The organism is Pseudomonas sp. HP_14 (assembly GCF_055283875.1).
In genome coordinates this window covers 23,148-49,266 of the sequence record NZ_JBTOQI010000002.1, presented here as the reverse complement: position 1 = coordinate 49,266, position 26,119 = coordinate 23,148, and the positions used below count along the sequence as shown (strand labels likewise).

The 26,119-nt window shown below is 55.6% G+C and carries 23 protein-coding genes; 9 read left to right on the top strand and 14 right to left on the bottom strand.

Annotated elements, in window-relative coordinates:
* Positions 1–129: 129 nt before the first annotated feature.
* The gene (locus tag ACYASS_RS02370; RefSeq protein WP_463584936.1) at positions 130–1,059 is read right to left on the bottom strand and encodes a LysR family transcriptional regulator; all 930 of its coding nucleotides are present in this window, start codon (positions 1,057–1,059) and stop codon (positions 130–132) included.
* Between the two features lie 257 nt (positions 1,060–1,316).
* Here ACYASS_RS02370 and ACYASS_RS02365 point away from each other — a divergent pair, with 257 nt between their 5' ends.
* Positions 1,317–2,444 carry an alkene reductase gene (locus ACYASS_RS02365; protein WP_463584935.1) on the top strand — a complete coding sequence of 376 codons (1,128 nt, stop codon included), beginning with the start codon at positions 1,317–1,319 and terminating at the stop codon, positions 2,442–2,444.
* A 338-nt stretch (positions 2,445–2,782) separates the two neighbouring features.
* On the opposite strand, the gene ACYASS_RS02360 is transcribed toward ACYASS_RS02365, so the two are convergent.
* Positions 2,783–3,196, bottom strand: coding sequence for a winged helix-turn-helix transcriptional regulator (locus ACYASS_RS02360; RefSeq protein ID WP_463584934.1), 414 nt, complete (start codon positions 3,194–3,196; stop codon positions 2,783–2,785).
* A gap of 99 nt (positions 3,197–3,295) precedes the next feature.
* Here ACYASS_RS02360 and ACYASS_RS02355 point away from each other — a divergent pair, with 99 nt between their 5' ends.
* Complete coding sequence (locus tag ACYASS_RS02355) at positions 3,296–4,252, top strand: aromatic alcohol reductase (protein WP_463584933.1); 957 nt, start codon at positions 3,296–3,298, stop codon at positions 4,250–4,252.
* Here the strand turns inward: ACYASS_RS02355 and ACYASS_RS02350 are convergent.
* Together ACYASS_RS02350 and ACYASS_RS02345 are read right to left on the bottom strand one after the other, a co-directional pair.
* Positions 4,223–5,152, bottom strand: a complete 930-nt coding sequence (locus tag ACYASS_RS02350) for a DMT family transporter (RefSeq protein ID WP_463584932.1) — start codon at positions 5,150–5,152, stop codon at positions 4,223–4,225. The genes ACYASS_RS02355 and ACYASS_RS02350 overlap by 30 nt on opposite strands.
* 250 nt (positions 5,153–5,402) lie before the next feature.
* Entirely contained in the window at positions 5,403–5,870 is a 468-nt protein-coding gene (locus ACYASS_RS02345; protein WP_463584931.1) for a DUF1203 domain-containing protein, read from the bottom strand.
* Between the two features lie 178 nt (positions 5,871–6,048).
* On the opposite strand from ACYASS_RS02345, the gene ACYASS_RS02340 reads away from it, so the two are divergent.
* From ACYASS_RS02340 to ACYASS_RS02330, 3 genes are all read left to right on the top strand, one after another.
* Positions 6,049–7,770 carry an ATP-binding protein gene (locus ACYASS_RS02340; protein WP_463584930.1) on the top strand — a complete coding sequence of 574 codons (1,722 nt, stop codon included), beginning with the start codon at positions 6,049–6,051 and terminating at the stop codon, positions 7,768–7,770.
* Positions 7,771–7,881: 111 nt separating this feature from the next.
* Positions 7,882–8,220, top strand: coding sequence for a hypothetical protein (locus tag ACYASS_RS02335; RefSeq protein WP_243248052.1), 339 nt, complete (start codon positions 7,882–7,884; stop codon positions 8,218–8,220).
* 224 nt (positions 8,221–8,444) lie between these two features.
* Positions 8,445–8,975, top strand: coding sequence for a glyoxalase superfamily protein (locus ACYASS_RS02330; RefSeq protein ID WP_463584929.1), 531 nt, complete (start codon positions 8,445–8,447; stop codon positions 8,973–8,975).
* Between the two features lie 161 nt (positions 8,976–9,136).
* Here ACYASS_RS02330 and ACYASS_RS02325 read toward each other — a convergent pair whose 3' ends face one another.
* The 5 genes from ACYASS_RS02325 to ACYASS_RS02305 form a co-directional block, all read right to left on the bottom strand.
* The gene (locus tag ACYASS_RS02325) at positions 9,137–10,558 is read right to left on the bottom strand and encodes an FAD-binding oxidoreductase (RefSeq protein ID WP_463584928.1); all 1,422 of its coding nucleotides are present in this window, start codon (positions 10,556–10,558) and stop codon (positions 9,137–9,139) included.
* A 405-nt stretch (positions 10,559–10,963) separates the two neighbouring features.
* On the bottom strand, positions 10,964–11,566 hold the full coding sequence (locus ACYASS_RS02320) for a hypothetical protein (RefSeq protein WP_463584927.1): 603 nt from the start codon (positions 11,564–11,566) through the stop codon (positions 10,964–10,966).
* A gap of 281 nt (positions 11,567–11,847) precedes the next feature.
* The gene (locus tag ACYASS_RS02315) at positions 11,848–12,171 is read right to left on the bottom strand and encodes a hypothetical protein (RefSeq protein ID WP_463584926.1); all 324 of its coding nucleotides are present in this window, start codon (positions 12,169–12,171) and stop codon (positions 11,848–11,850) included.
* A 16-nt stretch (positions 12,172–12,187) separates the two neighbouring features.
* Positions 12,188–13,441, bottom strand: coding sequence for a hypothetical protein (locus ACYASS_RS02310; protein WP_463584925.1), 1,254 nt, complete (start codon positions 13,439–13,441; stop codon positions 12,188–12,190).
* Between the two features lie 135 nt (positions 13,442–13,576).
* Positions 13,577–14,758 (bottom strand): hypothetical protein, encoded by a 1,182-nt coding sequence (locus ACYASS_RS02305; protein WP_463584924.1) that lies wholly within the window; start codon positions 14,756–14,758, stop codon positions 13,577–13,579.
* Between the two features lie 324 nt (positions 14,759–15,082).
* Here ACYASS_RS02305 and ACYASS_RS02300 point away from each other — a divergent pair, with 324 nt between their 5' ends.
* Positions 15,083–16,051, top strand: a complete 969-nt coding sequence (locus tag ACYASS_RS02300; RefSeq protein ID WP_463584923.1) for a tetratricopeptide repeat protein — start codon at positions 15,083–15,085, stop codon at positions 16,049–16,051.
* A gap of 94 nt (positions 16,052–16,145) precedes the next feature.
* On the opposite strand, the gene ACYASS_RS02295 is transcribed toward ACYASS_RS02300, so the two are convergent.
* Together ACYASS_RS02295 and ACYASS_RS02290 are read right to left on the bottom strand one after the other, a co-directional pair.
* A complete protein-coding gene (locus ACYASS_RS02295) occupies positions 16,146–16,364 on the bottom strand; it encodes a DUF6882 domain-containing protein (protein ID WP_463584922.1) in 219 nt (72 codons plus the stop codon).
* A 43-nt stretch (positions 16,365–16,407) separates the two neighbouring features.
* Complete coding sequence (locus tag ACYASS_RS02290; RefSeq protein ID WP_463584921.1) at positions 16,408–17,052, bottom strand: hypothetical protein; 645 nt, start codon at positions 17,050–17,052, stop codon at positions 16,408–16,410.
* A 1,005-nt stretch (positions 17,053–18,057) separates the two neighbouring features.
* Here ACYASS_RS02290 and ACYASS_RS02285 point away from each other — a divergent pair.
* Both ACYASS_RS02285 and ACYASS_RS02280 read left to right on the top strand, forming a co-directional pair.
* Entirely contained in the window at positions 18,058–18,429 is a 372-nt protein-coding gene (locus ACYASS_RS02285) for a hypothetical protein (protein ID WP_463584920.1), read from the top strand.
* A gap of 115 nt (positions 18,430–18,544) precedes the next feature.
* A complete protein-coding gene (locus tag ACYASS_RS02280; protein ID WP_463584919.1) occupies positions 18,545–19,660 on the top strand; it encodes a tetratricopeptide repeat protein in 1,116 nt (371 codons plus the stop codon).
* 18 nt (positions 19,661–19,678) lie between these two features.
* On the opposite strand, the gene ACYASS_RS02275 is transcribed toward ACYASS_RS02280, so the two are convergent.
* From ACYASS_RS02275 to ACYASS_RS02265, 3 genes are all read right to left on the bottom strand, one after another.
* A complete protein-coding gene (locus ACYASS_RS02275) occupies positions 19,679–23,068 on the bottom strand; it encodes a PAS domain S-box protein (RefSeq protein ID WP_463585047.1) in 3,390 nt (1,129 codons plus the stop codon).
* Positions 23,069–23,333: 265 nt separating this feature from the next.
* Positions 23,334–23,897: a type 1 glutamine amidotransferase domain-containing protein gene (locus ACYASS_RS02270; protein ID WP_463584918.1), complete on the bottom strand. Its 564-nt coding sequence runs from the start codon at positions 23,895–23,897 to the stop codon at positions 23,334–23,336.
* 227 nt (positions 23,898–24,124) lie between these two features.
* Entirely contained in the window at positions 24,125–25,330 is a 1,206-nt protein-coding gene (locus ACYASS_RS02265) for an MFS transporter (RefSeq protein ID WP_463584917.1), read from the bottom strand.
* A 123-nt stretch (positions 25,331–25,453) separates the two neighbouring features.
* Here ACYASS_RS02265 and ACYASS_RS02260 point away from each other — a divergent pair, with 123 nt between their 5' ends.
* The gene (locus tag ACYASS_RS02260) at positions 25,454–26,080 is read left to right on the top strand and encodes a TetR/AcrR family transcriptional regulator (RefSeq protein WP_463584916.1); all 627 of its coding nucleotides are present in this window, start codon (positions 25,454–25,456) and stop codon (positions 26,078–26,080) included.
* The last annotated feature ends 39 nt before the right edge of the window (positions 26,081–26,119 follow it).

Below are 26,119 nucleotides of genomic sequence, written 5' to 3'. Positions count from 1 at the left end.
TTGATGGGTTTAGATTGCGCTTACCGCGGCGCTGCGTAAATGGACAATCGCCATTACGCTTTGTAAGCCTTTCGCCATTAGTGGCGGAATCAGATGACTTACACACGTCAGCCTTTGATGGAGGCTCCCCTAAGAATCCACCCGATCCCAGTAAGGCGGTGTGCCGATGGCATTTAAAAAGTAATCCCACACCACCCTGACTTTCTGAGAGCGCAGCCGATTCTCGGGCGATATCAGGTGAATCTGGCTCGGCGACGGCTCGACGCCCCCCTCCCAGTCCGGCAACAGCTGGATGAGCTGTTGTGTTTTGAAGTGCGCCTGATTGAATAGCCAAGACGGGAAAAATACGATCCCCCTGCCCGCCAGTGCTGCTTCCATCAACACCTGACCGTTATTGCTCCGCAGCGGGCCATCGACATCAATAGTCTCTACGGCGTCGTGCCCTGGACGACGAAAGTGCCAGCGCTGTATGCCGCTCACGCCTTTATAGACGAGGCAGGAATGATTGCGCAGGTCCTGCGGCGAAACAGGCTCTCCGTGTTTTTCCACATAATCGGTACTGGCGCAAAGCAGGTAGCGCTGGTCGCAGATCTTTCGCCCGATCAAACCCGAGTCCTGCAACTGCCCGACCCGGAAAATGATATCGGTGCCCTCCAGCACAGGGTCGATAAACGCATCGGTGACGTTCAACTCGACGCTCAGCCTGGGGTATTTTTCGTAGAGGCCGTTCAGGAGCTTCACGATGTGTAACTGGCCGAACGCAACCGGCGCATTGATTCGCACCAGGCCGTGGATATCACCCACCTTGCCGGTCACTTCTTCGTCAGCCGCGTCGAGCAAATCCAGTACCTCGCGAACCTGCGCGTAGTAACGCTCGCCCGCATCGGTGAGTTTCACGGCGCGAGTATTTCGATACAGCAGTTGCTGCCCCAGCTCTTTTTCCAGCGCCGCAATGAAGCGCGACACTGAAGAGGCAGGCACCTGAAAGTGCCGCGCTGTTGCGGAGAAGCTACCCGTGACGGCAACCATGGCGAAGAATCTGTGGGACTTGAGGTGCATGGAAGCCTGCTCTGATCAAAACGTAATGATGAACCGGGATGAGATCTATTGCGGGAGCGTCACCCAAAAACTACTCAGTGCCGACCTCCGCATTTAAACCACCAATTGCTAAAACAGCAATAGTCTTTTGCTTTTAGCCTCAATTGTGGCTGCTACAGCAACAACCTACCATGACGGTCACTTTCATCCGCCGAGAAAGCCCTGCGCTTGCGGGCCTCTCCTCGGGACCTGATTCCCGTCCATGGAGACTTAAATTTATGATCGACCTCTTTGACACTTACGACCTGAGCGGCCTGACGTTGAGCAACCGATTCGTCATGGCGCCAATGACCCGTTCCCGCGCGCCAAACGACATTGCCAACGAGCAGATTGCGCTGCATTACACCCAGCGCGGCACCGCTGGCCTTATCGTTTCCGAAGGCACGCCGATTTCCCGCGAAGGCCAAGGCTACCTGTTCAATCCCGGTATTTTCACCGACGAGCAAATTCAGGGATGGAAGCTTGTGACTGACTCTGTGCACAGCGTTGGCGGCAAAATGTTTGCTCAGCTCTGGCACGTTGGCCGAGTGTCCCACACCTCGATTCAGATCGATGGCAAAGCCCCGGTCAGCTCCACCAACAAGCCTGCTCAAGGTGGCAAAGCATTCGCCTACACCGAGAATGGTGAGCCAGGCTTTGTCGACACCTCCATCCCTCGGCCGCTGACCACTGATGAAGTCGGTCGAGTCGTTGAAGACTTTGCACAGGCAGCCGCAAATGCCATTGCTGCCGGTTTTGACGGTGTGGAAATCCACGGCGCAAATGGCTACTTGCTTGAGCAGTTCCTGAACCCGCTGGTTAACGATCGCACGGATCGCTACGGCGCCAGGAACCTTGATGATCGCCTGCGATTCGTGTTTGAAGTGGTCGATGCGGTAAGCGCCCGAATTGGCAAGAATCGAGTAGGCATTCGCATCTCGCCTTACGGCCAACTGTTCGATATGCCGATCTATCCCGAGATCGACGACACCTACGCAGCGCTGTGCTCAGGCATGGACGAGCGCGGTATTGCCTACGTGCACGTCATGGATCAGACGCACTTCTTCATGGCTGGTGAAAGCTCCGCCGCACAGGAAAAAGCGCTGCGTGAACTGCTTAAGGAGTGCAAAGCCAGACTGGCCAACACCGCCCTGATCATCGCCGGAGACATGACGCTGGAGCGTGCTCAGGATCTGGTTGACGCCGGTCTGATCGACCTAGCCGCATTCGGACAGCCATTTATTGGCAACCCGGACCTCGTCGCCCGACTGAAAAACGGCTGGCCGCTGACCACGCCGGATCGCGATACCTACTACGGTGGTGACGCCAAAGGCTACGTGGATTACTCGCCGTACGAACCGGCCTGAGGTAGCAAACGAAGGCTCTGTGGGAGCAGATTCATCCGGGAGGGCGATACGCCTGACAATACACATGCGTCGGCTGCAGCGGCTTCTTCCCGGATGAATCCGGTCCCACTGAATTGCGTAGATACCTGTGGGAGCGAGGCTTGCCCGCGATAAACGCGCTGAGGTCTATCTGATAAACCGCGGTGACCTTGTCGCGGGCAAGCCTCGCTCCCACAAGATTTGTGGTTTGCAGGCAGATACGGAGTCGCCTTATGAATCTTCTTTCATTTCAAGCGACTCAGATCACTGCGCTTTACCTCCCACAGGTGTGATACAAGACGCCATTGTGGAGCAAACACTCACTCCACCTTCGCCAGACCCGCTGCATCGTAGCGCTCACGGGCTTCACGAAAGCCTTCTGCATTGCCCGCCACCCACATCCACAACGGGATCATCTGCCTGAGCAGCCCGCGGCCAAGTTCGGATAACTCATAGTCGACGCGTGGCGGCACTTCGTTGTGATCTCGACGCAAAACCAGGCCGTCCCTTTCCAGTTGGCGCAAGCTGCGGGTCAACATCCGCTGCGTCACGCCATCCATACGCCTGGCGATTTGCGCGTGTCTCAATCGCCCTTCAACACCCAGCGTATGGACGATGCCGAGTGACCAGCGATTGCCGGCATGGGTCAGCACTTCTCGCTTCAAACCGTCGTCTTCTGCACTCAGCGCTTCGCACGCCGCTTGCGATTGCCTGATGATTTCTTCGTTGTTCATTCGTCCCCCAGGATCACTCGTGTGCCTACTTATGGCCGCTTCTCAATGGTGACAGGATAACAACCACTCACTTATTGAACCGCGATCCGGAGGAAATTCATGCAACTCACTACCACCGTGAAAACCGAAAATATTCTCGTACTGGGTGCTGGCGAACTGGGTACGCAGGTCCTGCGTGAACTGGCTTCGATGGCTGCTGGCCGGGAGAAAACACGCATCAGCGTGCTGTTGCGTGCCTCGGCCATTACCACTCAAGACGTCATGAAAAAACGAGCCCTGGAAGAATTTGAAAGCCTTGGCATCCGCATTGTGCAAGCCGACGTGATTAACGATACCGTCGAGAAGCTTGCCGAGTATTTCCGGCCATTTGATACGGTGATCAGTTGCGTCGGGTTCATAGCAGGCGCGGGCACCCAGTTGAAACTGACACACGCGGCACTCAAGGCTGAAGTGAAGCGCTACGTGCCTTGGCAGTTTGGCGTGGACTACGCCGTAATCGGCAAAGGCAGCCCGCAAGACCTGTTTGATGAGCAGCTTGAAGTGCGCGAGCTGTTACGGGCTCAACGCACCACCGAATGGCTCATTGTCTCAACCGGGATGTTTACCAGCTTTCTGTTTGAACCCGTGTTCGGCGTCGTCGACCTGGCCAAAAACACTGTTCATGCATTGGGCACTTGGGACACACAGGTCACCGTTACCACGCCCGAGGACATCGGTAAGCTGACAGCGAACATCATCTTTACTGAGCCACGCCTGGTTAATCAGGTGATTTTCGTCGCCGGAGACACGCTGAGCTACCGGCAGTTAGCGGACACCCTTGATGAGAAGCTTGATCGCACCCTGTCGCGGGTGCAATGGAGTGTCTCTGAACTCAACGATGAACTCGCAACTGCACCTGACGACTCGATGCGCAAATACCGGGCAGTGTTCGCTCAGGGCAAGGGCGTCGCCTGGGATAAAACCCAGACTTTCAACGCCGCGCATGGCTTTGATCTGACCACAACGGCAGACTGGATCGAGCAGAATTTACTGCCTGGCAAGCGCTCTTCTGTGTAGAACCTGCCGCAGAAGATCATGCCCGCTGACCAGCACGATTCCCGCCAGCACCAGTGCTGCCCCCAGTACAAATGAGGACTCCAGCGTTTCATCCAGCAACCACACGCCAAATACCACACCGAACAATGGCGTCATGAACGACAGCACGCCCAGACGGGAACCGAGGTAGCGGCCCAGCAACCAGAACCAGGCGAGGAAACTCAGGAACGAGACCCCGATGGTCTGATAAGCCAGGCTGCCAATCGCGACAGCAGTCAGGTGGACGCTGCTTTGTCCGCTGACCAACGCCATGAATGCGAGGATTACAAACGCACCGGCCAACTGATAGAAAAGTGTTAACGGCGCCGGGGCATCCGATAATCTTGAGCTGCGGATTGTAAGCGTGGTGCCCGCCCACAATATCGCGGCCAACAAACCCAAAGCATCACCAATACGCTGATGTACCACATCGACACCGGGCGCCGCCGGAGCATAAAAAGCCAGGACCACACCGGAAAAGGCGATCAGGATTCCAATCCATTGCAAGACAGTCAGGCGTTCGCTCGTAAAGCGAAAGTGCAGGCCGATGGCGACAAATATCGGCGCTGTGTAAAGGAAGATCACCATGTGCGCGGCCGAGGTATAGCGCAGACCTTCGCCCACCGCGAGATACTCCAGCGCAAACAACACGCCGACCATGAGGCCTGCCTGCCAGGTGCCGGGGCGTTTCATCTTCCGCCAGCGCAGCATCAACAGTACGCCGACCATCAGTGCAGCAAAACCTGAACGCAGGGCAATCTGCAGAATCGGCGCTATGTCCGGTGCTGCAACTTTGATTGCGACTTGTTGAAGGCCCCATACGATGCAAAGCACAGTCATCATCACCGCTGCCTGCCCGTCGATAGGCTTACGAATGTTCACAGCACTCGATCTCACACATGATTTTGATCGCCGCATTATGACGTTTGGTGACGGCAAAAATCTTGAAACATCTGAATAGATTTGCCTGCGGAGGATTTTTCACCGCAACCTGACGTGGGGGCTGACCGCGACAGCGGGACTGTGGTCGGTCAGGTAAACCGGGTGGTATTTATCACGGGCAAGCCTCGCTCACACACAACGGTGCAATTCCGCAGGACCACCCGGCGAGAGATCGTGCGAGCGACGCTGACTACAGCCGATCCACCCGCCCCGCATAACATCCTCTTCTGGCGTTGTGGACGTGAATGTAGCTCACCTCAGGATTGGCGAATATCTGCTCAATCACAGGTTCTATCGCGACACCCTCCACTACATCGGCCTCGATCATCATCCCTTCGGCGTCATAGCCTCTGAGCGACAACAGGCGGACGCGCATCGACTCAGGCACCTGATTGATCGCGTCGTAAGTCTGGCTCGCGCCTTCGCGTATGAAAATCGCATGGGTGGCTCGATAAGGCGTGGAGGCCGGTTGGCAAACGTGGTTCAGCAACAGCACGGTCTCTCCAACTTCCGCATCCAGCAATTCGATGCGGTCAGGGAAGCCTGGTTTCTTGTCGACGTGGTAGCGCTTCACACCGAGCGCTTTCAAGGCCTCATCAGACAAACCAAACAGCGCCTGGAAGGGTTCTGGGGATAGACCTGTGATCCGAAAGTTCATACTGAGCTCCTGTTGAGGTAGAGCCTGTATCAAAGCCACGATCCGGCAGAAGCACTACCCGGTTCTTGCTGACGAACTCGAATGACAATCAAAGCAGCCTATCGGGACTCGCAGTTTTTCCCCGCGCTTGTGTGATAATCGCCGACTCGCTCACTTTCCCCCGTACAGAGAACTGCGCATGTCCTACCGGGCACCCCAGGACCTGGCTTTAGACCTTGCACTTTCCGCACTGCTCGACACGCAGGTGCGCGACGGCCATTACGCATGCATCGATGACGCGCGCCAGGCCGCTCTGCGAATCATGCAAGTCCGCGAGGCCGGGGTTCGGGATGTGACAGCCGAGCAGGAAGACGAAACAGCGCTGCATGACTCCATGGACTTCGCCCGCCTGGCCCTGTCGGCGGTAAGCGGTGTCGGAGTCTGGACCTACGAAGTGTCCAATGACTGTTTCTACTGTGACGCGGGCATCAGTGAGTTGTACGGGATCGACCCGGTGCAGGCTGCCTCGGGTATCAAACGTCAGGACTTTCTCGCCAATGTACATGCCGACGACCTGGCGGCCCTTCGCAAAACCATGGCGGGCGGGTTGGTCAACAGCGGCGATCTCGAGCTGGAATACCGCATCATTCATCCTGACGGCTCCGTGCGCTGGGTACTCTCTCGCGGCCATACCTACTTTAATAATGCGGGGCAGGCTGTACGGCGTACGGGCGTCGGCATCGAGATGACCGTCCAGCGTTTGCTGGAGCAGCAACTGAGACAAAGCCAGAAAATGGAGGCCGTGGGCCAACTGACGGGCGGCCTGGCTCACGACTTCAACAACCTGCTCACCGGGATCATCGGAAGCCTGGAAATGATCAGGCTGCGGGTTGCCCAGAATCGCGCAGATGAAATGGATCGCTACCTCGATGCGGCACAGGGTGCCTCTCGACGGGCCGCCGCGTTGACGCATCGGTTGCTGGCCTTTTCACGCCGCCAGACGCTGGAGCCCAGCGCCACCGACGTTAACCGTCTGGTCGCAGGGATGCTTGAGCTTATTCGCAGCACCATAGGCCCCGCTATCGATGTGCAGGTCTACAACGAAGCCGACCTGTGGCTGACTCAGGTCGATCCCAACCAACTGGAAAACGCCCTGCTCAATCTCTGCATCAATGCCCGCGATGCCATGGCTTCGGGGGGCAGCCTGATCATTCGCACCGGCAACTGCGTTCTGCAAGCGAAGGCTGCCGCAGAGCACGATCTGCCGGTCGGCGAGTACCTGACCCTGAGTGTCAGCGACACCGGCAGCGGCATGAGCAGCGACGTAATTGCCCATGCGTTCGACCCGTTCTTCACCACCAAACCCATGGGCGAAGGCACAGGCCTGGGCCTGTCGATGATTTACGGTTTTGTGCGGCAATCCGGTGGCAGTGTGCAGATACAGTCGGTGATAGGCATGGGCACCACCATGACCTTGTACCTGCCGAGGTCGCGCGTAGAAACCATAACCCCAGACACGCCATTTGCTCCGCCCTCTCTGCCTGCGACCGGAAAAGGCGAAACGGTTCTGCTGATCGACGACGAACACACGGTACGCATGCTGATCCGCGAAGTGCTCGAAGACCTGGGCTACACCGCCATTGAAGCGGCCGATGGCGCCAGCGGCCTGAAAGTACTGCAATCCAGCCAGCAAATTGATCTGTTGGTCACCGATGTTGGCCTGCCCGGCGGCATCAATGGCCGACAGGTCGCGGACGCGGGACGCAGCCTGCGCCCCGGCCTCAAAGTGCTGTTCATCACCGGCTATGCGCACAACGCGCTGGGCTGGGGAGACCACCTGGAACAAGGCATGCACCTGCTGACCAAGCCGTTCTCGATGGACGAGCTGACCAGCCGCATCAAAAGCGTGATCAGCGACTGACGTTTACGCCACGCTTTACCTAACCTTTACCGAATCCAGACCTCCGTTTACATGAAATGGGTGTTTCATACGTCCATGGCGATCCCCCACATTTTCGCCAAAGGAGACACCATGTTTTCGAAGATGACCCAAGTCCTGATCCTGTCCGGTAGCCTGCTCGTTGCCGGAGCCGCTACCGCCAATGAGCGCGACGTGATCGTCCCCGTCATCGCCGGTGCAGCCGTGGGCGCGGTCCTGGCCACTGTGATCAGCAACTCAAGCCGGGACCATGACCGCCCGCGCTATCAAGAGTATCGGCCACAGCCGCGTTATCAGCCGCAATACCAGGCCGTGCGCTATGTTCCGGTGCGCCCGGTTGAGTACCGCCGCTACGATCCACCGCGCCGCGGCTACTACGATCATGGCCCCCGCCGCGATTACGACCACGGCCGTGGCTATGGTCGCTGGTAACTCCTGAGCGTGAAGAGCCGCTGACTTTTGCCAGCGGCTTTTTTTCGCCTCTGCATTCCGTCCTCGGTGGTGCCTGTGTATGATCGCCACAGGCCAATGCTGCCTGCCGCTCGCTCCCGATGGGAAAGGTGAAAGCATGTTTTCTTTTCCGAACCCTGTCGCATCTCTTGATAGTCCAGGTTTGGCAACGCGAGCACCAGAATGCCTCGACTACTGGAGGAACGATGTTTTCAATCGAACAAGCCAAGCAAATGGCCAAGCGCCTGCGCGCCGATCTGGCCACGTCCGGCCAGGACATTTCCCACTCCGCAGCACTTGAACTGGTCGCCCATCAACTGGGCCATAAAGACTGGAACACTGCGTCAGCGCTACTGCCTCAAGAAGCCGCCCAACCGGGCATCGCTTTCGAAAAACCAATCCCCATCCTGCGATCATTCGACGAAGCCAAGGCACGCGAGTTTTATCTCGACTTCCTCGGTTTCAGCGTCGAGTTCGAACACCGGTTCGAAGCAGACTTGCCGCTCTATCTGGGGATAACCCGCAACGGCCTGCAACTGCACCTTTCCGAACACCACGGCGATGCCAGCCCCGGCGCCACAGTCTTCATCCCCACGCAGAACATCGAACTACTTCGCGATGAATTACAAGCCAAACGTTATGGATTCGGGCGGCCGGATATTGTCGAGCAGGGCTGGGGTAAAGAGCTGCAGGTTTATGACCCGTTCGGCAATCGGCTGAGGTTCTGCGAGGGGTAACCCTCCGCTCAGAGTCTGAAGGCTCTGCGCCCTTGGCAGGAGCGAACTTGTTCGCGAGGCTTCGGTTCTGCAAACTCAGGAATATCGTCTCGCGAACAAGTTCGCTCCTACCGGTTTGGCGCTGAGCCCGTGGGAGCGGATTTAGCCGGGAAGGCAGTCGTTCAGGAAAGCATCTTGCCGGGGTTCATCATGCCGCTTGGGTCCAGCGCCTGTTTAAGGGTACGCATCAGTTCCAGCTCCAGCGGCGCTTTATACAGTTGCGCAGCCTCACGTTTGGCCTGACCCAGGCCGTGCTCAGCGCTGATGCTGCCTGTGAACGCCATGGTCGCCTCGTAGATGACATGCATAATCGCCTCAGCCTGCGCCTTGAACGGAGCATCCTCGGCACCAAGTGGTTTGCTGATGTTGTAATGCAGATTTCCGTCGCCCACGTGCCCGTAAGAAACGATTCGCACGCCTGGAAAAGCCGCCAACAGCTTGCGATCCGTTGCCTCAACGAACGCTGGGATACTGCTGACAGGTACGCTGATATCGTGTTTCAGGCTGGGGCCTTCATGGTTCTGCGCCTCCGAAATCCCCTCGCGCAATGCCCATAATCCAGCAACTTGCGCCTGGTTACTGGCGACCACCGCATCAAGAGCCTCACCGTGTTCGAAGGCTTCGCCGAGGCCGGTTTCCAGCATTTCTGCCAATGGTGCATCGACCAGTGTGTCGCTCAGTTCAATCAGTACGTACCAGGGATGAATCTGACCGAACAGATCACTACAGCCGGCCACATGCTGCAGAACGAAGTCCACGCTTTGCCGCGACATCAATTCGAAACCAGTCAGACGGTCGCCACACAGCGCGCGCATGCGCCCAATCAAATCAACCGCCGCCTGAGGACTGGGCAGCGCCACCCACGCCGTGGTCAGGCTGCGCACGGCGGGAAACAGTTTGAGCACCGCAGCAGTGATAATCCCTAACGTGCCTTCAGAGCCGATGAACATATGCTTGAGGTCGTAGCCAGTATTGTCTTTGCGCAGCCCGCGCAGACCGTCCCATATACGACCGTCCGGCAGAACCACTTCCAACCCCAGCGTGAGGTCGCGCATGTTGCCGTAACGCAACACAGCGGTGCCGCCAGCATTGGTAGCCAGATTGCCACCCACCGTACAGCTGCCCTCGGCGCCCAGTGATAGCGGGAACAGGCGCCCCGCTTCTGCGGCAGCTTCCTGCAAATGCTGCAGAATGACGCCCGCCTCGACCGTAATGGTTTCGTTGGCCGGATCGATAGCGCGAATCGTGTTCATGCGGGTCAGCGACAGCACCACCTCAGTGCCCGAAGCATCGGGTATCGAACCGCCACACAAACCGGTATTGCCCCCCTGCGGCACCAGCGCAACACCGGCCTCATGACATAGGCGTACAACTTCGGCGACCTCTGCGGTGCTGGCCGGACGAACCACCAAAGCAGCCAACCCCCGATAGGCGTTGCGCCAATCACTGAGATAACTGTGCATGTCTTCGGCGTTACTGATCAAACCGGCAGGACCAACGACCTGCTCAATAGCCTGCATCAGCGCTTCGTTCAGTTGGCGCATTTCACGCTCCTTGTTATTTGAGTCCAGCATTCAAGACGGCATCAGCCTAGTAGTTATCGTACAACCTGAAAACCACTAATCACCTGAATTGAACCCAATCCCTGAGCAGCCCCCGCACGGTCCTGCAGCAAACACTGTATCTGTAGGAACTGCCGAAGGCTGCGATGGCGGCGTGTCAGGATGAATGCTTCGCAGCCTTCGGCAGCTCCTGCAAAGAATTAGATAATCTGACACTTGCTGGCGATCAGTCTGTCATTAATTCGCGAGAGCCAGCCGAGACATAATCTAGAGCCAGATCGGCACAATGGACGCGACGAGCAAGCCACCCAGCAACACGGCACTCACCCCACCCGCCGCCAACGCTATCGCGTCACCGGGGCTTACGGTGGCCATTCAGCTAGCCCACTACCTGACATCCGTTCCGGGATAGAGCTCAGGAGGTGGCTGGTACTTAGGATCCTCGAAGCGACTGTTGCTGTAATGCGTTTTGGCCGTAGGCCCGTCGCCGTCGTAAGTCACATTCGGGTTAGGAGTGAGATGCCATCCGGTCCCGTCTTTGTCGCGCTCGATCAGCGAGGGGTACAACGTGCAGGTACCTCCTGAACCGGAGGTCAGCCTGAATTGATAATAACGCCCGGCCTGGGGTGTGAACTTCGTTGTGACGTAGCAAGACCGGGTGCGCGAACCCTCCCAGAACATACCCACCTTCGTTTCGATACCGGGCCGGATTCGTGTCTCAAAGTAGTCCCACGTCAGGTCTTGTCCTGCTTTGGGCATCCCTTCATCCTGCGTATGAGTGAACGGAAATGGCCCGCTGCGTATGACGCCCCCCGAACGCACACCGTTTTCGGATTGATAAATATCGGCATGCTGAGTGAAGTTGACGATGCGTATCCAGGCAGGATTGGCCTCGTTTTCAGGTGCGATGAAATAGTTTGTGTGGGGGAGAAATTGGCAGCCTGCGAACAACGGCAGGGCCAGCAAGCAGAGCGTGGAGCGAATTGACATGGAGCCTGTCCTTTGCAGAGTCGCTGTAAAGACCACAAGAACAGGGATGTATTGCGTAACGGCTGCCAAATTTCATTGAGGCCGATAGCGATACGATACGCTGGACTGCTCTTCTTTGAGCCCAGTTGCAGCCTGAAGATTAGCTGCCCTGAGAAAAAAGAAACCGGCCCAGCGTGTGTAGACCGTCACGAGCGAAGGCAAGGAACAGCAAACGCAGGCGAACAGGCAGTGTGTAGGTGTTCAAGATGGGGAGTTTGCGCCCAGAGGTCCTTAGCAGATGCTTAGAAATAAATCATAGCGTGAGAGTTGCCTGTACTCACTGTGTATTGAGTGAAGCCGGCCGCAGATGCTTGCTCTTTTCGGGTGTTCAGTAGATCTTCAGGAATTTCAATAAGTATTTTTACCTTTCCAGATGTACTCAGAGTCTTGCAGAGCGTTATGATTTTACTGGACCTATTTGAAGTAGCCCAAAATACTTTATAACTCCAGTTTTTTGCAGCTCCAGATTCAAGAAGCATATCAAATATTGCATCTTCCGCATTACCGTCATTTAGGTCGATTAGGGCACAAATGATGTTTGAATTTTTTTCAAAAATCTGGCTCATGGAGTTGCCTGCCTATTTAGGGTTTTGTAAATGGGGCTGCGTCTGGCACGCCAGAATCTACAGGTGATGATCCCGGCGTTGCGTGTGAAATCTCATAAGCCCTGGCTTCTAATTCTTTATAAAGCTTTGGATTGTCAATAACCTCTTGGACCTCCCCAGCAGGAATGAGACCACCGTCTCGCCTGACCAGATATTGAGATGCCCAATATCCAATGACCAACGGTTTTTTGAATGTTTCATCCATCGTGACTCCGCGTTCAGAACGAGAGGCTATTTTTATCGAAGCGCCGGGGAGAAGATAACCACCAAACTTGCTTTCCATGGCCGCACTGGAAATCTGTTGTCTTAGGGCTTGAAGTTGTTGTTGAGTTTTTAGACGTTTAATTAATTCAATGTCTGCCTGCAATGCCGCCAACTCAGGATCCTTGCTTATTACGTCAGACTCATCAGGTGCAGTCGGTAAGTCGCCAACATTTGAACCGGTTTTTAGTGCGACCTGAGTATTGAGATTGCTTATGAGCGCATCATAGCTGGCGGAAGAAGTACTGACGAGGTCAGGGGTGCTTGCGGGAGCACCTACATTCAGTGATCCTCCAGAGACAGCGCTGAATGTAAGTGAAACCGTCGCTCCCGTTATGCTGAACACACGAGTGATGACTCTTAACATTGGGGGAGAAGACGTCAATTTTGAGGCACGACTCAGCCAGGCTTTGTTAAGGGGCGCGCGGGCCCATGCTTGAACAATTTCATCCATTTTTTGGTTAGGTAACCCCAGGCTTGTAGCACCTTTTAGAACTACAGACCCTGTAGCGCCTTGCGCTCCAGCGGCGGACAGTGCAATGGGCACGGAAGCGAGCGGGAGCGCAAACCCCGCTGACCCACGACTGTCAACGGTGAAGCTATAGCTGGGAAATGCTGCCGCGGGAGGGTGTGCAAAAGACGGCCGGTTTTCAGACGCTGCACGTGAGTAATACTCGTTGTAGTAAGTCGTGCTGATGGGAATGTAATTGTCCCGATTGACAAGTGGCAGGAAACCTTTTTCTTTCCAGGTTTCAATTTCCGCATCAACGGATTGATGTGACAGATAAAGATCGCCGGGAAGTATGTACTCTTCCAAGGGATAAATCGGCATTACTTGTGCAGCTCGAACCGTCATACTCCAGTCTTTTGCAACCTGTTCAAGATGCTGTTGAGGCAGCTTTGATTGACACGCTGCCATCACAAGGTTGGTCGCCGCCAGAAACGCCAAGATCAACATTTTTTTGGGCATAGAGAATTCCCGAGGCGCAGAAAGTTAAGCCAGACGTTGACTGTAAACTTCTTGAAACACTCGGGACGACGGAGTGGTTTAAAAAAAGAAGACTGTTTATTCTTATAGCCAGAAAAAATAAAAATGCAAGCACCATCAATGCATCCTTAAATACTCCTCCGGCTTGAATCCTATCGCACGGTATCCAAACGCCATCGGTCTCGGAAATACCTGTGTCAAGGTGACACCCGAGTTGGAGACCGACTTCACCGACCCCGTAACGCCGGGAACTCCCGGTAAAATAGCTTTAGACAGCCTATCAACCTCATTCTCTTTTTCAGCTATTTGCTGGGCAAGCGCCTTCATGGCCTCCGTCTGAGCGTCCACAGTAGACTCATGGTTACCTTGCGGCGGAGTAACTTCACCCTTCATGATTTTTAGCTGATCGCGCAAGTCTTTGAGCTGGTCAAACCGTTCAACCAGTGCCTGGGTGTTAACTGAGAGATTCGACGCCTTAGCAGCCGAGCTCACAATGGAAATATCTATGGCATTCGCATAATAAACTTCCGTCACAACGAGCAACTCAGGCAAGGAGCGATGACCGTTCTTATCGCTGACGGTCTGAACATTCATCATTCGCGCTAAAATAACCTGCACATCTTTAACCCCTCCTGCCGTGCTGTAGCTATAACTATTTAAGGCTGACAGGAGGTAATGTAAATCAACCCTGATAACCGTGGCGCTAGGAATCGAAACCGTCATCCGATACTCATCATTTCCCACCAGACTCCCCAATAGGCCAGTCACTCCGCTCAATATATTACCGCTAATACCCGACTCGGCGAGTGATCCAAACTGAAAAGCAGGGAACGCCATGACGCGATTGACCCTAAAATCAGCACCTGTGTAGTCACTGCATTTGAAGTGTGAGTATTTTATTTCAGTTGGCTGCCATGGAGTGAATGGTTTCCCTCCGACTGACTCACCACCATTAGGTTCGTAGCCGGAAACGGGCGGAATTTCAGGTGCATTCCTGAGTGACAAATACAACTGACAAAGATCAAGCGAACCGATTCTAACAATGTACTTAGTGTAAAAAACTGCAGGCTTTTCCTCAAACCAATTAATTTTATCAGGATACGTAGGGACCAGGAGCATATTCCCTGGGTATAAACTCTCTTGCAAAGGATAGATCGCTCGAACGCCGAGGTTCTGTATACTTTCCGACCATGCTTTCAACATGGTCCCCGCTTCTGGCTTCGAAGCTCCGCGCCACCACATAATGGTCACAAACCCTGCGATCACAATCGAAAAAGATATGAGAATTTTGTAGCGCATAAAACCTCCATGGAGCACGAGGTAGCACGGAGCCAACAGTGGTATAGAGACTAGACAATATCCAAGAACCTGATTAACAAATATTGGGCTGTATCACACGTGTTACTGGAGTTAGCCCCGCGTCTCCGATAAGACTCTAAACACCGGGCCACGGACTCGCTCCACGTAGTTGGCGAAACTTCATGCGCCAGCGCTGGATAATTGTGAGCTTCACGTAAGAAAGGTAGACTCCGCCCCCTATACCTCTGGCCCTGAGGCCACACCAAGCCACCAATGGATCACTCGTACGGGCTATCACCGAGCGCGTATGGATGCAGGTAAAGCATGACCCGAAACCTCGTATCAACCGCCCTGCTGGTCGCCTTGACCGGCTGCCAGAGCCTCGGCGACATGGGTAGAAGCACTGCCGACTACATCAAGGAGGCGCGTAACAAACCGACGCCGATGGAACGCTACCTTGAAGATCAGCGCAACCCTTACAAGCCGCTTGGCACCTTCGATTTCTCGCGAGACGACAGCCAGAGCAAGGCCTGCCGTGAAGCCTCTTACGGCAGGGCTGTTGCACCCGAGATGTGGCAGATCGTGAAGGAAGGGAGCGATGCTGGTAATGCGACGTGCCGGCATGTGCTTGGCACGTTTTACGAGACTGGCAATGGCGTTGCCCAGAACATTGGCATGGCCCGGAGTCTTTATATCGAAGCAGCAAAGGACGACCCTTATGCCTATGTCGAACTCGGTCGCATGAAGCGCGACGGGATCGGCGAGCCGACTGATCCGGTTAAAGCCCGCGATGACTTCCGGTTGGCGGGGCGAGGCGGCGTGGTAGCGCTGGGTGGGATGATGGAGCAAGGCCAGGGCGGTGCTAAGGACAGTCCTGGGGCCTTGAAGCTGTACATTGAGACGACGCAGAAGTATGGCGACGCAGCGTGGCAGGCCATGCGACCACTGTTGTCGAAAGGGCTGGAACTCGACGCCGGGCAAATGCAGAAATACAACAGCTTGTGGACCGAACATTTGATTCGCCAACAGCGCGACCTGTTGTTGAGCTCTAATGTGTTCGAACATATCAAGGGATCCGGCCAGACCTTGACGGTCACCGTGGGTTACCAGTTTGAAGCTGGCCAGCCCTACCCCAAGAAGTATCTGGTCAAGAGCTGCGGCGATCCGGTGATCGACAGTCTCGTGGTGTCCGCATTGAGGGGCCTGCGCATAAACGATCCCTTTCTGGTGCCTGCGGGCAAAGAAATTCCAGCCATACAGGCACCTATAGTATTGGCACCATCTGCTGACTGATTGAAGGCGTGTGGTGCTATTGCTGACCTTCTTGGACTAGCCTGCCCTTGCCATCGACATCAAAAGTATTGCCCTTGTTCTGGTATTCAACGCATCACTGGCTGATGCGTTTCAACTCCGTGATGGCCAGAAAAATGGTCGGCCCATCAGGCGGCGTGGGCGCTCGGTAACAACCCAGTGCATTCAGATGATGGACCGCAAGAGCCGCAAGCTCCCAAGCCATGGCTTCGCCCTCAATGGAAAACGCTTCTTTATCACCCAACAAGCGCTTTGGTGCAAAGGCTCCGACATTGAGAATCCGCGCTTCGACCACTTTCCTGTTCTGTTCATCGAAGAATCCAGTATTCAGGGATGAATTAGTTCTTTATAAGAATTAAAATTTTCTGCGTGTTGTGGTTGCCAGCTTCATCAGCCAACAGAAATGTTATTTCGCACTGGCGTCCTTCCGCAGGCATGACGACTTCAAAATTCATATACTTAGCGGTTACTCTATTCGGCGTAAGTGTGCCGCCAGGGTGCTGAATAGTTGCACCAGAGGGAACCGGGAAATTCCATTTATCATCATTCACCCTAAACATTATTCCGATTTGCTCCCCGTGCGAAATCTTGTTTTTGTTAATTATTAAATCACCAATTACAGGTGTATCAGGATCCTGCGTATTGCGTGGGGGCGTCAAATTAAGTGCTGTTGGGGAAACAAAAAAATCAGGATGATTGGTGCTCAATACAAGGTCTTCAATTTGCTCCTTTATGTGATGAGACAAATGCTCGCCAACCCTTAAAATTTCTGTCTGCATGTCTTGCTGATTGCGCAATATGGCAGTTCTTAAGGTGTGCAGCTGCTGAGTCTCTTTTATTAACTCGAGTGATTGAGTGTGCAGCTCTGATGCCGACACGAGTACGGTATCAGTCTTCTTTTGAAGAAAATAAACTACTGCGCTTATGACCGCACTGGCGGCGGCACCCACGAAAAAGCTTATTAGAATCTCTGTCATTCCCATGTTGTGTGGCTCCACTTTAACAGCTTGACATTTGGTTAAGGGACAACATTTAGCCCGCCCGCAAACGAAGCGACCGGCTTGAGCGTCTGGTTAGAGTTTTGTCTACAGAAGAACCACTTTTAAACTGATGGGGCATTCAACCAGAAAAGTTTCCTGTTCAACCGCTTTTTAGCGTATTCAGCGATAGATATTTTTAACTGATTGCTCAAGTTCGTCAATGTGCTGTGCAGGTGTAAATCCCATTTCTTCCAAGTTGATATGAGCATTCAGTTGCCCAAGGCCAGCGCGGCGCTGGGTGGGTGGGTGGGTGAATTAAGCGGTGTTCGCATCTCCCGATCCTGGATGATGAATGGCCACAACGGGTTGCTTGCAGCCCTTCAGGAAAGTTCGCAATCGGGCGTAAACGGATAGCTCCGGTTCGAGCCTCATGCTCAACCATACCCCCCTATCAGCAATACGAACGTTGTAAAGTCTTCCGCGATACTAAACAGCGACTCTGCTGAAGCTATCGCGTCGAAACAAATGATAGGTCAGGGTGGTGATTTTCCTCTGAGATCGAAAGCCACAATCTCACCGCCGCCATTGCTCCCGAACACAACATATTTGGAGCTACCTGCGCATAACACCAAATCTGCCAGGGATCGAGCACAACCTCCACAGCATCAAGGACGAAGTTAAACGGGCTTACAGGCAAGGGGCCCTCGCCACCATTGCTCAAGCTCAGCAACAGGTAATACTCATCAGGAAGCATTTGTGGCACAGACGCTCGTAGCGCGTTTAACGCACTTTCAGAAGCTCCCGGGGATCGGTGCCACTCTCCCTTGATGTTCAAATCTTCAGCACTCAGTTGAGTATTACCCGTCGCGGAGCACACAGCCATTATCTCGACAGGCCGCTGCGCGTCCAGAGGTGTTTTTGCGCGCACAGGTCCAGAAGCGGACTGTAGACAACTCGCCACTCAGCCCCATACGCTGGCTAGCCTGAATCCATATCAATGAAGGGAGCATGATGCTGGTAATTGCCATTGATCGAGACAGCGTCCATGCAGGAGACGATCTGAGCAGCCATGCCAGCTCCATCGAGCTCGGTCCGACTGCAACACTGCGAGCACTGTTCGACGCCATACAAAACATGCATTACTTGCCAGGCATCAGTGGGGATAAAGCGACTTGGGTTATCTGCGCGCCAAGCAAACAAATTGGTGTTCTCGCACAGCAATGGGCGAACCCCAAACTGGTCGCCCCTATTGAAAGCCTCGTAGAGCAGGTTTTTGGAGACCTCGAACCTCGCCTTTTATTCAAATACTGGGGCCAGACAGATCCTGACTTTGTTTTCTCACTCATTGAGGCAGGAGAGCCACTGCCGACACGATATTAATTAGTTATCCGCAGATCCAGTTGGATATCCGTCCTGGATCAGTATCAGCCTTTCGTGACAAGCAGGCACCAACACCTCAACAAGCTTCGATAAACTCCCTCCCCACGCTTCACGGATGGATTCAAAATTGCGCCGGTCTTTAGTTGCTCTATGCCTTTGCGTTGCGGCATTTCTTTTTGTCACCTTCATCATCACCTTGTGGCGCAGCCCGTACAGCGTCACTGTCTTGATTGCCTCGGCCTATGAAGATGGCCTCGTAGTTGGAAAAAATCCTGGCAAAGCCATAGATTGGTATTCACGCGCGGCGGAAGAAGGTGATCCTGTTGCACAGTACAAGCTTGGCCTCATTCATTTCTATGGCCGTGGTGTCGACATTGATCGAGCCAAAGGCCTTCAGTGGGTAACTGAATCGGCCGAACGCGGGAACGCAGATGCCGAATATTTTATGGGCGTTGCAACCATCGCAGGCGTAGCGACCCAAACAGATTTTGGCAAAGCGGCAACGTGGTTCAGCAAGGCGGCAGAGCAAGGTCATGCCAAAGCTCAACAAGAGCTCGCGGCCCTTTATTTCAAAGGTAGCGGCGTTGAGAAAGACCACCAGGAAGCTTTCAAATGGGCCACCAAGGCTAGCGCGCAAGGCGATGCCGAGGCCAAAGCACTTCTGGCTACGCTTTATTTCTTTGGCAAAGGTACTCAAGTAGACGCTCAACACGCAGTGAAACTGCTCACCGAGGCGGCAAACTCAGGGAACAGCCTTGCATACGAGATGTTGGGAGCGGCCACTTTACATGGCACTGGCACTCCCAAAGACCCTTCCGCGGCATTGCAGTGGTATACCCGTGCAGCTGAGCAGGGCAGGGTTAAAGCGCAGTACGCCCTTGGCCACCTGTACAGTAGTGGCGGTGATGTCGCGTTCAATTACCCGCTGGCAAATCACTGGTTTTTGAAGGCGGCAGCACAAAGCAACGCTCACGCAATGGTTGTGCTCGCCTTTCATCTCGATAATGGCCGGGGTTTCGAACGTAACAAAGTCAAGGCATGCGGGCTGTTGCGTGTGGCGCTAAAACATGGGCTGCCGAGCGATATGGCAGACAACCTGCGCGTGCAGCTTGAGGAGGAAGAAAAAGCACTTTCGGCGCAGCAACTGGCTGAGGTATCTGCTCTGGAAACCCTTTATTCAAGCCCCGAAGGTTTAAGAGAACTACAGAATGACGTTACCCCGGTTACCTGACCTCTGGCTGCTGCCGTCTCAGGACTCTCCGCCGAGCTGCGCCAGACTGGCCGCCAGCTCATCCTTGCGGAACGGTTTATTGAGGCGCGGGATATCTGCGTCAAGCCCTTCACGCTCGGCATAGCCAGAGACCAGGAGGATCGCAACCTCAGGCCGGGATGTACGCACCACCCTGGCCAAATCGGTGCCACTCATGCCAGGCATGAGGTGATCCGTCACGATCAGGTTGAACGGCTGCCCCGCGTCCAGCAGTTGCACTGCTTCCTCGCCTGACGCGGCCTCGATGACGCGGTAGCCCAGGTCGACCAGCATGTCCGAAGTGCTTGCGCGCACAAGCTCTTCATCGTCGACCAGTAACGCGACGCCACGCACCGATTGTCGCTCTGGAGTTTCGACAGTGCGCACGGCTGCTGTCGGCACGGTCATGCTGCGTGGAAGCCAGAGCTCCACGTTTGTTCCCAGACCAGGCGAGCTCTGAATCGTCAGCGCGCCGTTCAACTGGGACGCCAGCCCATGCACCATCGAGAGACCCAGACCAGTCCCCTTCCCGACGCCCTTGGTTGAAAAGAACGGTTCTACCGCCCGAGCGAGCGTGGTCGCGTCCATCCCCGTGCCGGTGTCCGCGACAGACAGGCAGACATATTCGCCAGCCGGGAGCTTCGAACGGTGCCCCGTGCAGACAACCTCCGTTCTTGCAGATATCCGCATCGTCCCACCCTCAAGCATCGCGTCGCGCGCGTTGACAGAGAGATTGAGGAGTGCCATTTCGAGCTGGTTTGGATCCGCCATCGCTGCAGGCAGATCCTCTGTTGCATCGACGACTACCTTGATTTGCGGACCGGTAGTGCTGGCCACGAGATCGCCCATGTCGCTCACCAGCTTCGACACATCGACCGGGACGGCCTGAAGCGGTTGACGGCGCGCGAAGGCAAGCAGCCTCTGCACAAGCGTTTTAGCGCGATCGGCAGATTGCAAAGCACCGGAGATCAGCCGCTGCTCTCGCTCGCCACCTACGTTTCTTCGCTGAAGCATGTCGAGCGTGCCGACGATCGGGGTGAGCAGGTTGTTGAAGTCATGGGCTACGCCGCCGGTGAGCTGCCCCATCGCTTCCATCTTCTGACTCTGGCGCAACGCCTGCTGAACTTCTTCCCGCTCGGCGATGGCTCTGGCGATCCTTGCTTCGAGCGTGGCATTGAGTTCCCGTAACTCCTCCTCGGCGGCCTTGCGGGCGGTGACATCAACCGCAGTGCCGGTAAAACGCAGGCAGCGGCCAGCCGCATCGAACACGGCCCGTCCCTTGGCCGCCACCCAACGGACGATGCCGTCTTCCCGGCCAATCGTTCGATAGTCCACTTCGTAGAGCGCGCGGCGGTCAGGATCGACAGCCGCTTCAAAGGCCTCGATCGTTGCCTGTCGATCCTCGGGATGCACACCGTCGTAGAAGTCTTGCAACGTGACCTGCACGTCAGACGAAATGCCAAACATCGCCTTGGTTTGTGGCGGCCAGATCAGCGTGTCATGAACGAGATCAACATCCCAGAAGCCCACATCGGCGCTTTCGACAGCAAGGCGCAGTCGCTCCTCGCTCTCACGCAGGCGAGCCTCGGCACCCACCCGTTCGACATACGCCCAGCAGCGCTCGACGACTTCCCTGACCAGGGATATTTCAGAAAAAGACCAGTCTCGAGGCTGATTTTGATGAACCGCCATCATCGCCGTCAGTCGACCGTCCCTTACCAGCGGGCAACAGATGATCGCCTCGACACCGATGGTTTGAAAGGCCTCAAGCCCCCCGCCCCGGCTAATCTCTGCGCTGACGTCGCGAATGATCAAGGTGCTGCCAGCGCGCATATCATCCGCAGCCCGAGGGCCAAAAAGGTCGAGGCTATAGGTTCCGACAGAGCTCTGGACGCCGGGCGCGTTGTAGTCACTGCGAATCCAGAATCGGTCGTGATCGATATCAACATCCGCGTAGGCGCAGCGCGAGACGTTTAGCTTTCGTCCAAGCAGCTCGGTCGCGGCAAGCATCGCGTCTTCAGCTCGATGGATGCTGAAAAGCTGGCTGTCCAGCTCATCAAAAAAGCGCAGTCGTGCCGTGCTTTCTTGCAGCGCCGCTTCTGCGTGGTGCTCCGCCGTGCGGTCACGGAAGATCTTCATAAAGCCGCCGTGATTCATAGCGAGCGGCATCATCAGTCCCGAACCCCAGAAGCGCGTACCGTCCTTGCGAACGTGCCAGCGTTCGTTGACAGCCCGACCTTGCTGTCTGGCGAGTTCGAGCTCGCGCTGGAATACACGCGCGGCCTGGTCATCGTCTGTATAGAAGAGATCGCCCTCGCGGCCCACTGCCTCATCGACGGAGTAGCCGACGACACGCTGGGCACCGATGTTCCACCCCGTCACAGCGCCTTTCGCATCAAAGGTGATAATCGCAAAGTCTTCCGAACCCTCGACGATCTGGCGGTAGCGCGCCTCACTGATCTGGATCGCGGCCTTCGCTTGAGCACGGTGCACAACGAGCCCGACCGTATGGACAACAAAGTCGACGATCTCGATATCCGACGACAGCGGCTCGCGTGGCTCAGGGTGGAACATGACAAAAGTGCCGAGCACGGCGCCCTGTGCCGAACGGATCGAGATGGACCAACAGGCGTGCAGGCCATGGGCAATGGCCAACTCCCGCAGATCGGCCCAAAGCGGGTCATTCGCGATATCGGCCCCAAACACCGGCTCGTTCCTGAGGGCCGCACGGCTGCAGGAGCCAAGACTCGGGCTGATGATGCTGCCTTTGACGGCGCCGTTGAATGCGTCGGGAAGGCTCGGCCCTGCGAAATGCTGCAGTTGCTGACCCTCCTCGCTGAGGAGCAGGATGCTGCCCAGGAAACGAGACGTGGACAACGCTTCCACCTCGCGGACGATTGCATCCAGCGCGAAGTTGAGGGGTGTCTCTTCTACAGCCAGTTTCAGGATGCGGTTTTGTGCGGCCCCGAGTGCGGCGGCGCGATTGCGTGCCTGAGTAAGGCGCGCATTCTCGATGGCAATCGTCGCCAGACGCGCCAGGCTTTCCAGCCGTTTGATCGTATCGGGGTCGTGGGTACGAATGTCAGACCAGTAGGCGCCAAGTGCCGCGACCGCTACAGGCCTGCCAATAGGCACCATGACGAGGCTACGGACGAAAGTCGGCGCATAGGCGTCCTGCGGGATGCGCGGATCAAGCCGGACGTCACGGATGGCGACCGTCTCACCGTGATGCATGACCCACCCTGAAATGCAGTGGTCAGCCGGAAAAGTCTGGCCTTGCCAGAGCGGAGAGACCGCATCTTCGGCCACATAAGAACAACGACCGTCATGCTCAATGATGACTGCGACACCCTCCGCCCCGACAGCCGCACGCGCCGTGTCACGGAGCACGGCGACAACCTCGTCCACAGATCCTGCCGCAGCCAGTCGCTCACTGGCATTCAGCACATGGGACAAGCGCTCATCACCGCCAAAATCTACCGAAACAGATGGCAAACGGTTCTCCCAATGGCGCCCACAGAATCCTTATTCCACAGACGGCTTCACAATGAATGATGCCAAAGAGACATTGTATAGGGCATCTCGTATCGGCATGTTTCAATTTTAGTTTTTCGGCAATGACATCACCAGGCATCCGGCTGACGTATTTGCAGCCTCAAACCACCTCAAGTGCCGCGGCGATAGCCTTGTTGAAAGCCGGAATATCATCGGGCGTACGCGAGGTGATCAGCGTCCAGCCATTGGCCCCGCACTGCTTGACCTCGACATCAACCCAACCGGCAGCACCGGCGTTTTCCAGATCAAGCTTGACGCTCGGATAGGACGTGAGGGTCTTGCCAGTGATAACCCCAGCATTAATAAGCAACCACGGCCCATGACAAATCGCAGCGATTACCTTGCCCGCATCAGCGAACTCCTTGGCCAGACGCTGGGCGTTTTCATCCAGTCGCAGAGTATCGGCATTGACCGTACCGCCCGGAATAACCAGCGCATCAAAATCAGCCGCTTTAAGCCCGACCAGTGCAACCTGAGATTCGACCGTGCGATCTTTCTCAGTGTCCTGAACAAAAGTCTGCACAGTACCGCCGTCGCTTGAGCCATGGGTGACCGATGCACCCTGCGCCTTGAGAGCCTCCAGCGGTTTAATCAGCTCATCGCGCTCGATCCCTGTATTGGCGGTGATGAACAGTACTTTCTTGCCTGCCAGTTGATTACTCATAGTAGTCACTCGGTCCTCGTATCAAGGTAATAAAAATCAAGCATGCGGCTGATGATTCAACCCACGCGTTGAAGATGTGAGGCCAGAGCAGTTTTGAAAGTTCAGCCGGATTTATCGTGACCACGCCTGGTCTGAATGAAGACCGGAAAACAGGGGATTTCACATTTGTGTGCGAGGAATCGAACAGGCCGATTCAACAGGAAAGGCAGCGCAATGCTGCCTCTATATCAATGCCCCACAACCATTACACCAGACTGCCTGTCCCCTTCCGCAAAACCATGAACTCGCGCCCGCGATGCAATCAGCAGACTCAGCAATATCAACACCACCAAGACCCAGGGAAAAGCACTCACGCCCCATTGGCCGAGCAGAACACCGCCCAGTAGCCCACCGCCTGCGATGGCGCTGTTCCACACAACTACGTTCATGGAAAGCGCGACGTCAGCGCCCTTGCCTGCAGAGTCGGCGAGTGCGGTTTGCAACAGCGTGGCGGCGCCACCAAAGGTCAGGCCCCAGATAAAGACCCCGAGGTAAATAGCCGAGGCTGAGGCTGAAAAGAAGCCGAAGAAAACCGAAACCGCCGCGAAGGTTGCCAGGCTGGCCAATACGCTTTTTCTCAAGTGACGATCAACCAGCCGTCCCGTTACCCAGATGCCCACCAGCGCGGCGACACCAAATGCCAGCAATACCAAATCAACGTCACTCGCCAAACCGGCCTTGGCCACAAACGGCGCAACGTAGGTGTAGAGAATGTTGTGAGCCAGCATCCAGGTGAAGACGACGCCCAGCACCGAGCGCACGCCGGGCGTGAAAAACACCTCGCGCAATGCCATGCGCTGTGAGGAGGATTGGCCTGGGTAGTCCGGCACCTTGATCAGTACCCAGACGATCAACAACAGAGTCATCCCGGACATCAATCCAAATGCCATGCGCCAGCCCATGAATCCACCCAGCCAGGTGCCCAAAGGTACGCCCAGCGACAAGGCAATGGGCGTTCCCACCATGGCTACTGCCAACGCGCGGCCCTGCAATTGCGGGACAACCATGCGACGTGCGTAACCCGCAATGAGGCTCCAGGCCAGCCCCGCAGAGACACCCGCGAAAAACCTCGCGACCAGGGTCAGCCAGTAATTGGAAGACACTGCGGTGATGGAATTGAAAACCAGAAAACCGACAATCGTCAGCAGCAAGACGGTTCTGCGCCGCCAGCTTTGAGTGGCAATGGTCAGCGGGATGGCTGCCAGCAGTGACCCCAACGCATAGACCGTCACCATCTGCCCTGCAAAGGACGCGGAGACGCCCAGGCCATTGCCGATCTCGGGCAACAAACCGGCCGGCAACGTTTCAGTCACGATGCAAATGAACCCGGTCATCGCCAGTGCCAGCAATGCCCCGAAAGGAAGTTTGTCGCGCTGTATCTCATCCGTAGTCATTCGATTTCACCCACTAATATACTGATCGGTATAAATATAGACAGGCACGCTCTGGGTAGTCAACGACTTATGTATCGATTAGTATCTAAATCGCTTTTTTGATCAATTTTGAGGAAATCCGGCATGGCACAAATGGGACGTCCGCGCACGTTTGACCGTGACGTAGCAATCACTCAGGCGCTGCATTTATTTTGGAAGCATGGATACGACGCGACATCGCTCAGCCAGTTGAAGGCCAATATCGGCGGAGGCATTACCGCGCCCAGTTTTTACGCCGCGTTTGGCTCGAAACAAGCCCTGTTCAATGAGGTCATGGAGCGTTACCTCACCACCCATGGCCGTGTGACTGACAGCCTGTTTGATCCAAGCCTGCCGCCCCGAGACGCGATCGAACTCACCCTTCGCCGCTCAGCGAAAATGCAGTGTGAGCCCGATCATCCCAAAGGCTGCCTGGTGTCGTTGGGTTTGATGAGCGCCTGCACGGACGAGAGCAAAGCCATTTCGGAGCCTCTTGCACGGGCGAGGGACTTGAACCGAGCGGGGCTGGTAGCGTGTGTCGAACGCGCCATTGGTGCAGGCGAACTACCTGCGACCGTGATCCCGGAGACGCTCGCCGCCACGTTCGACAGTTTTATGCTGGGCCTGTCGACACTCGCGCGCGACGGCATTTCCCACGCAACGCTGGATGCCAGCGTCACTCAAATAATGGGCGTGTGGGACAGTTTGCGCATTACAACCGATGATCAATGATCCTGGACGTTAAACGGTAAGGCTCATGAGGCAGTAATG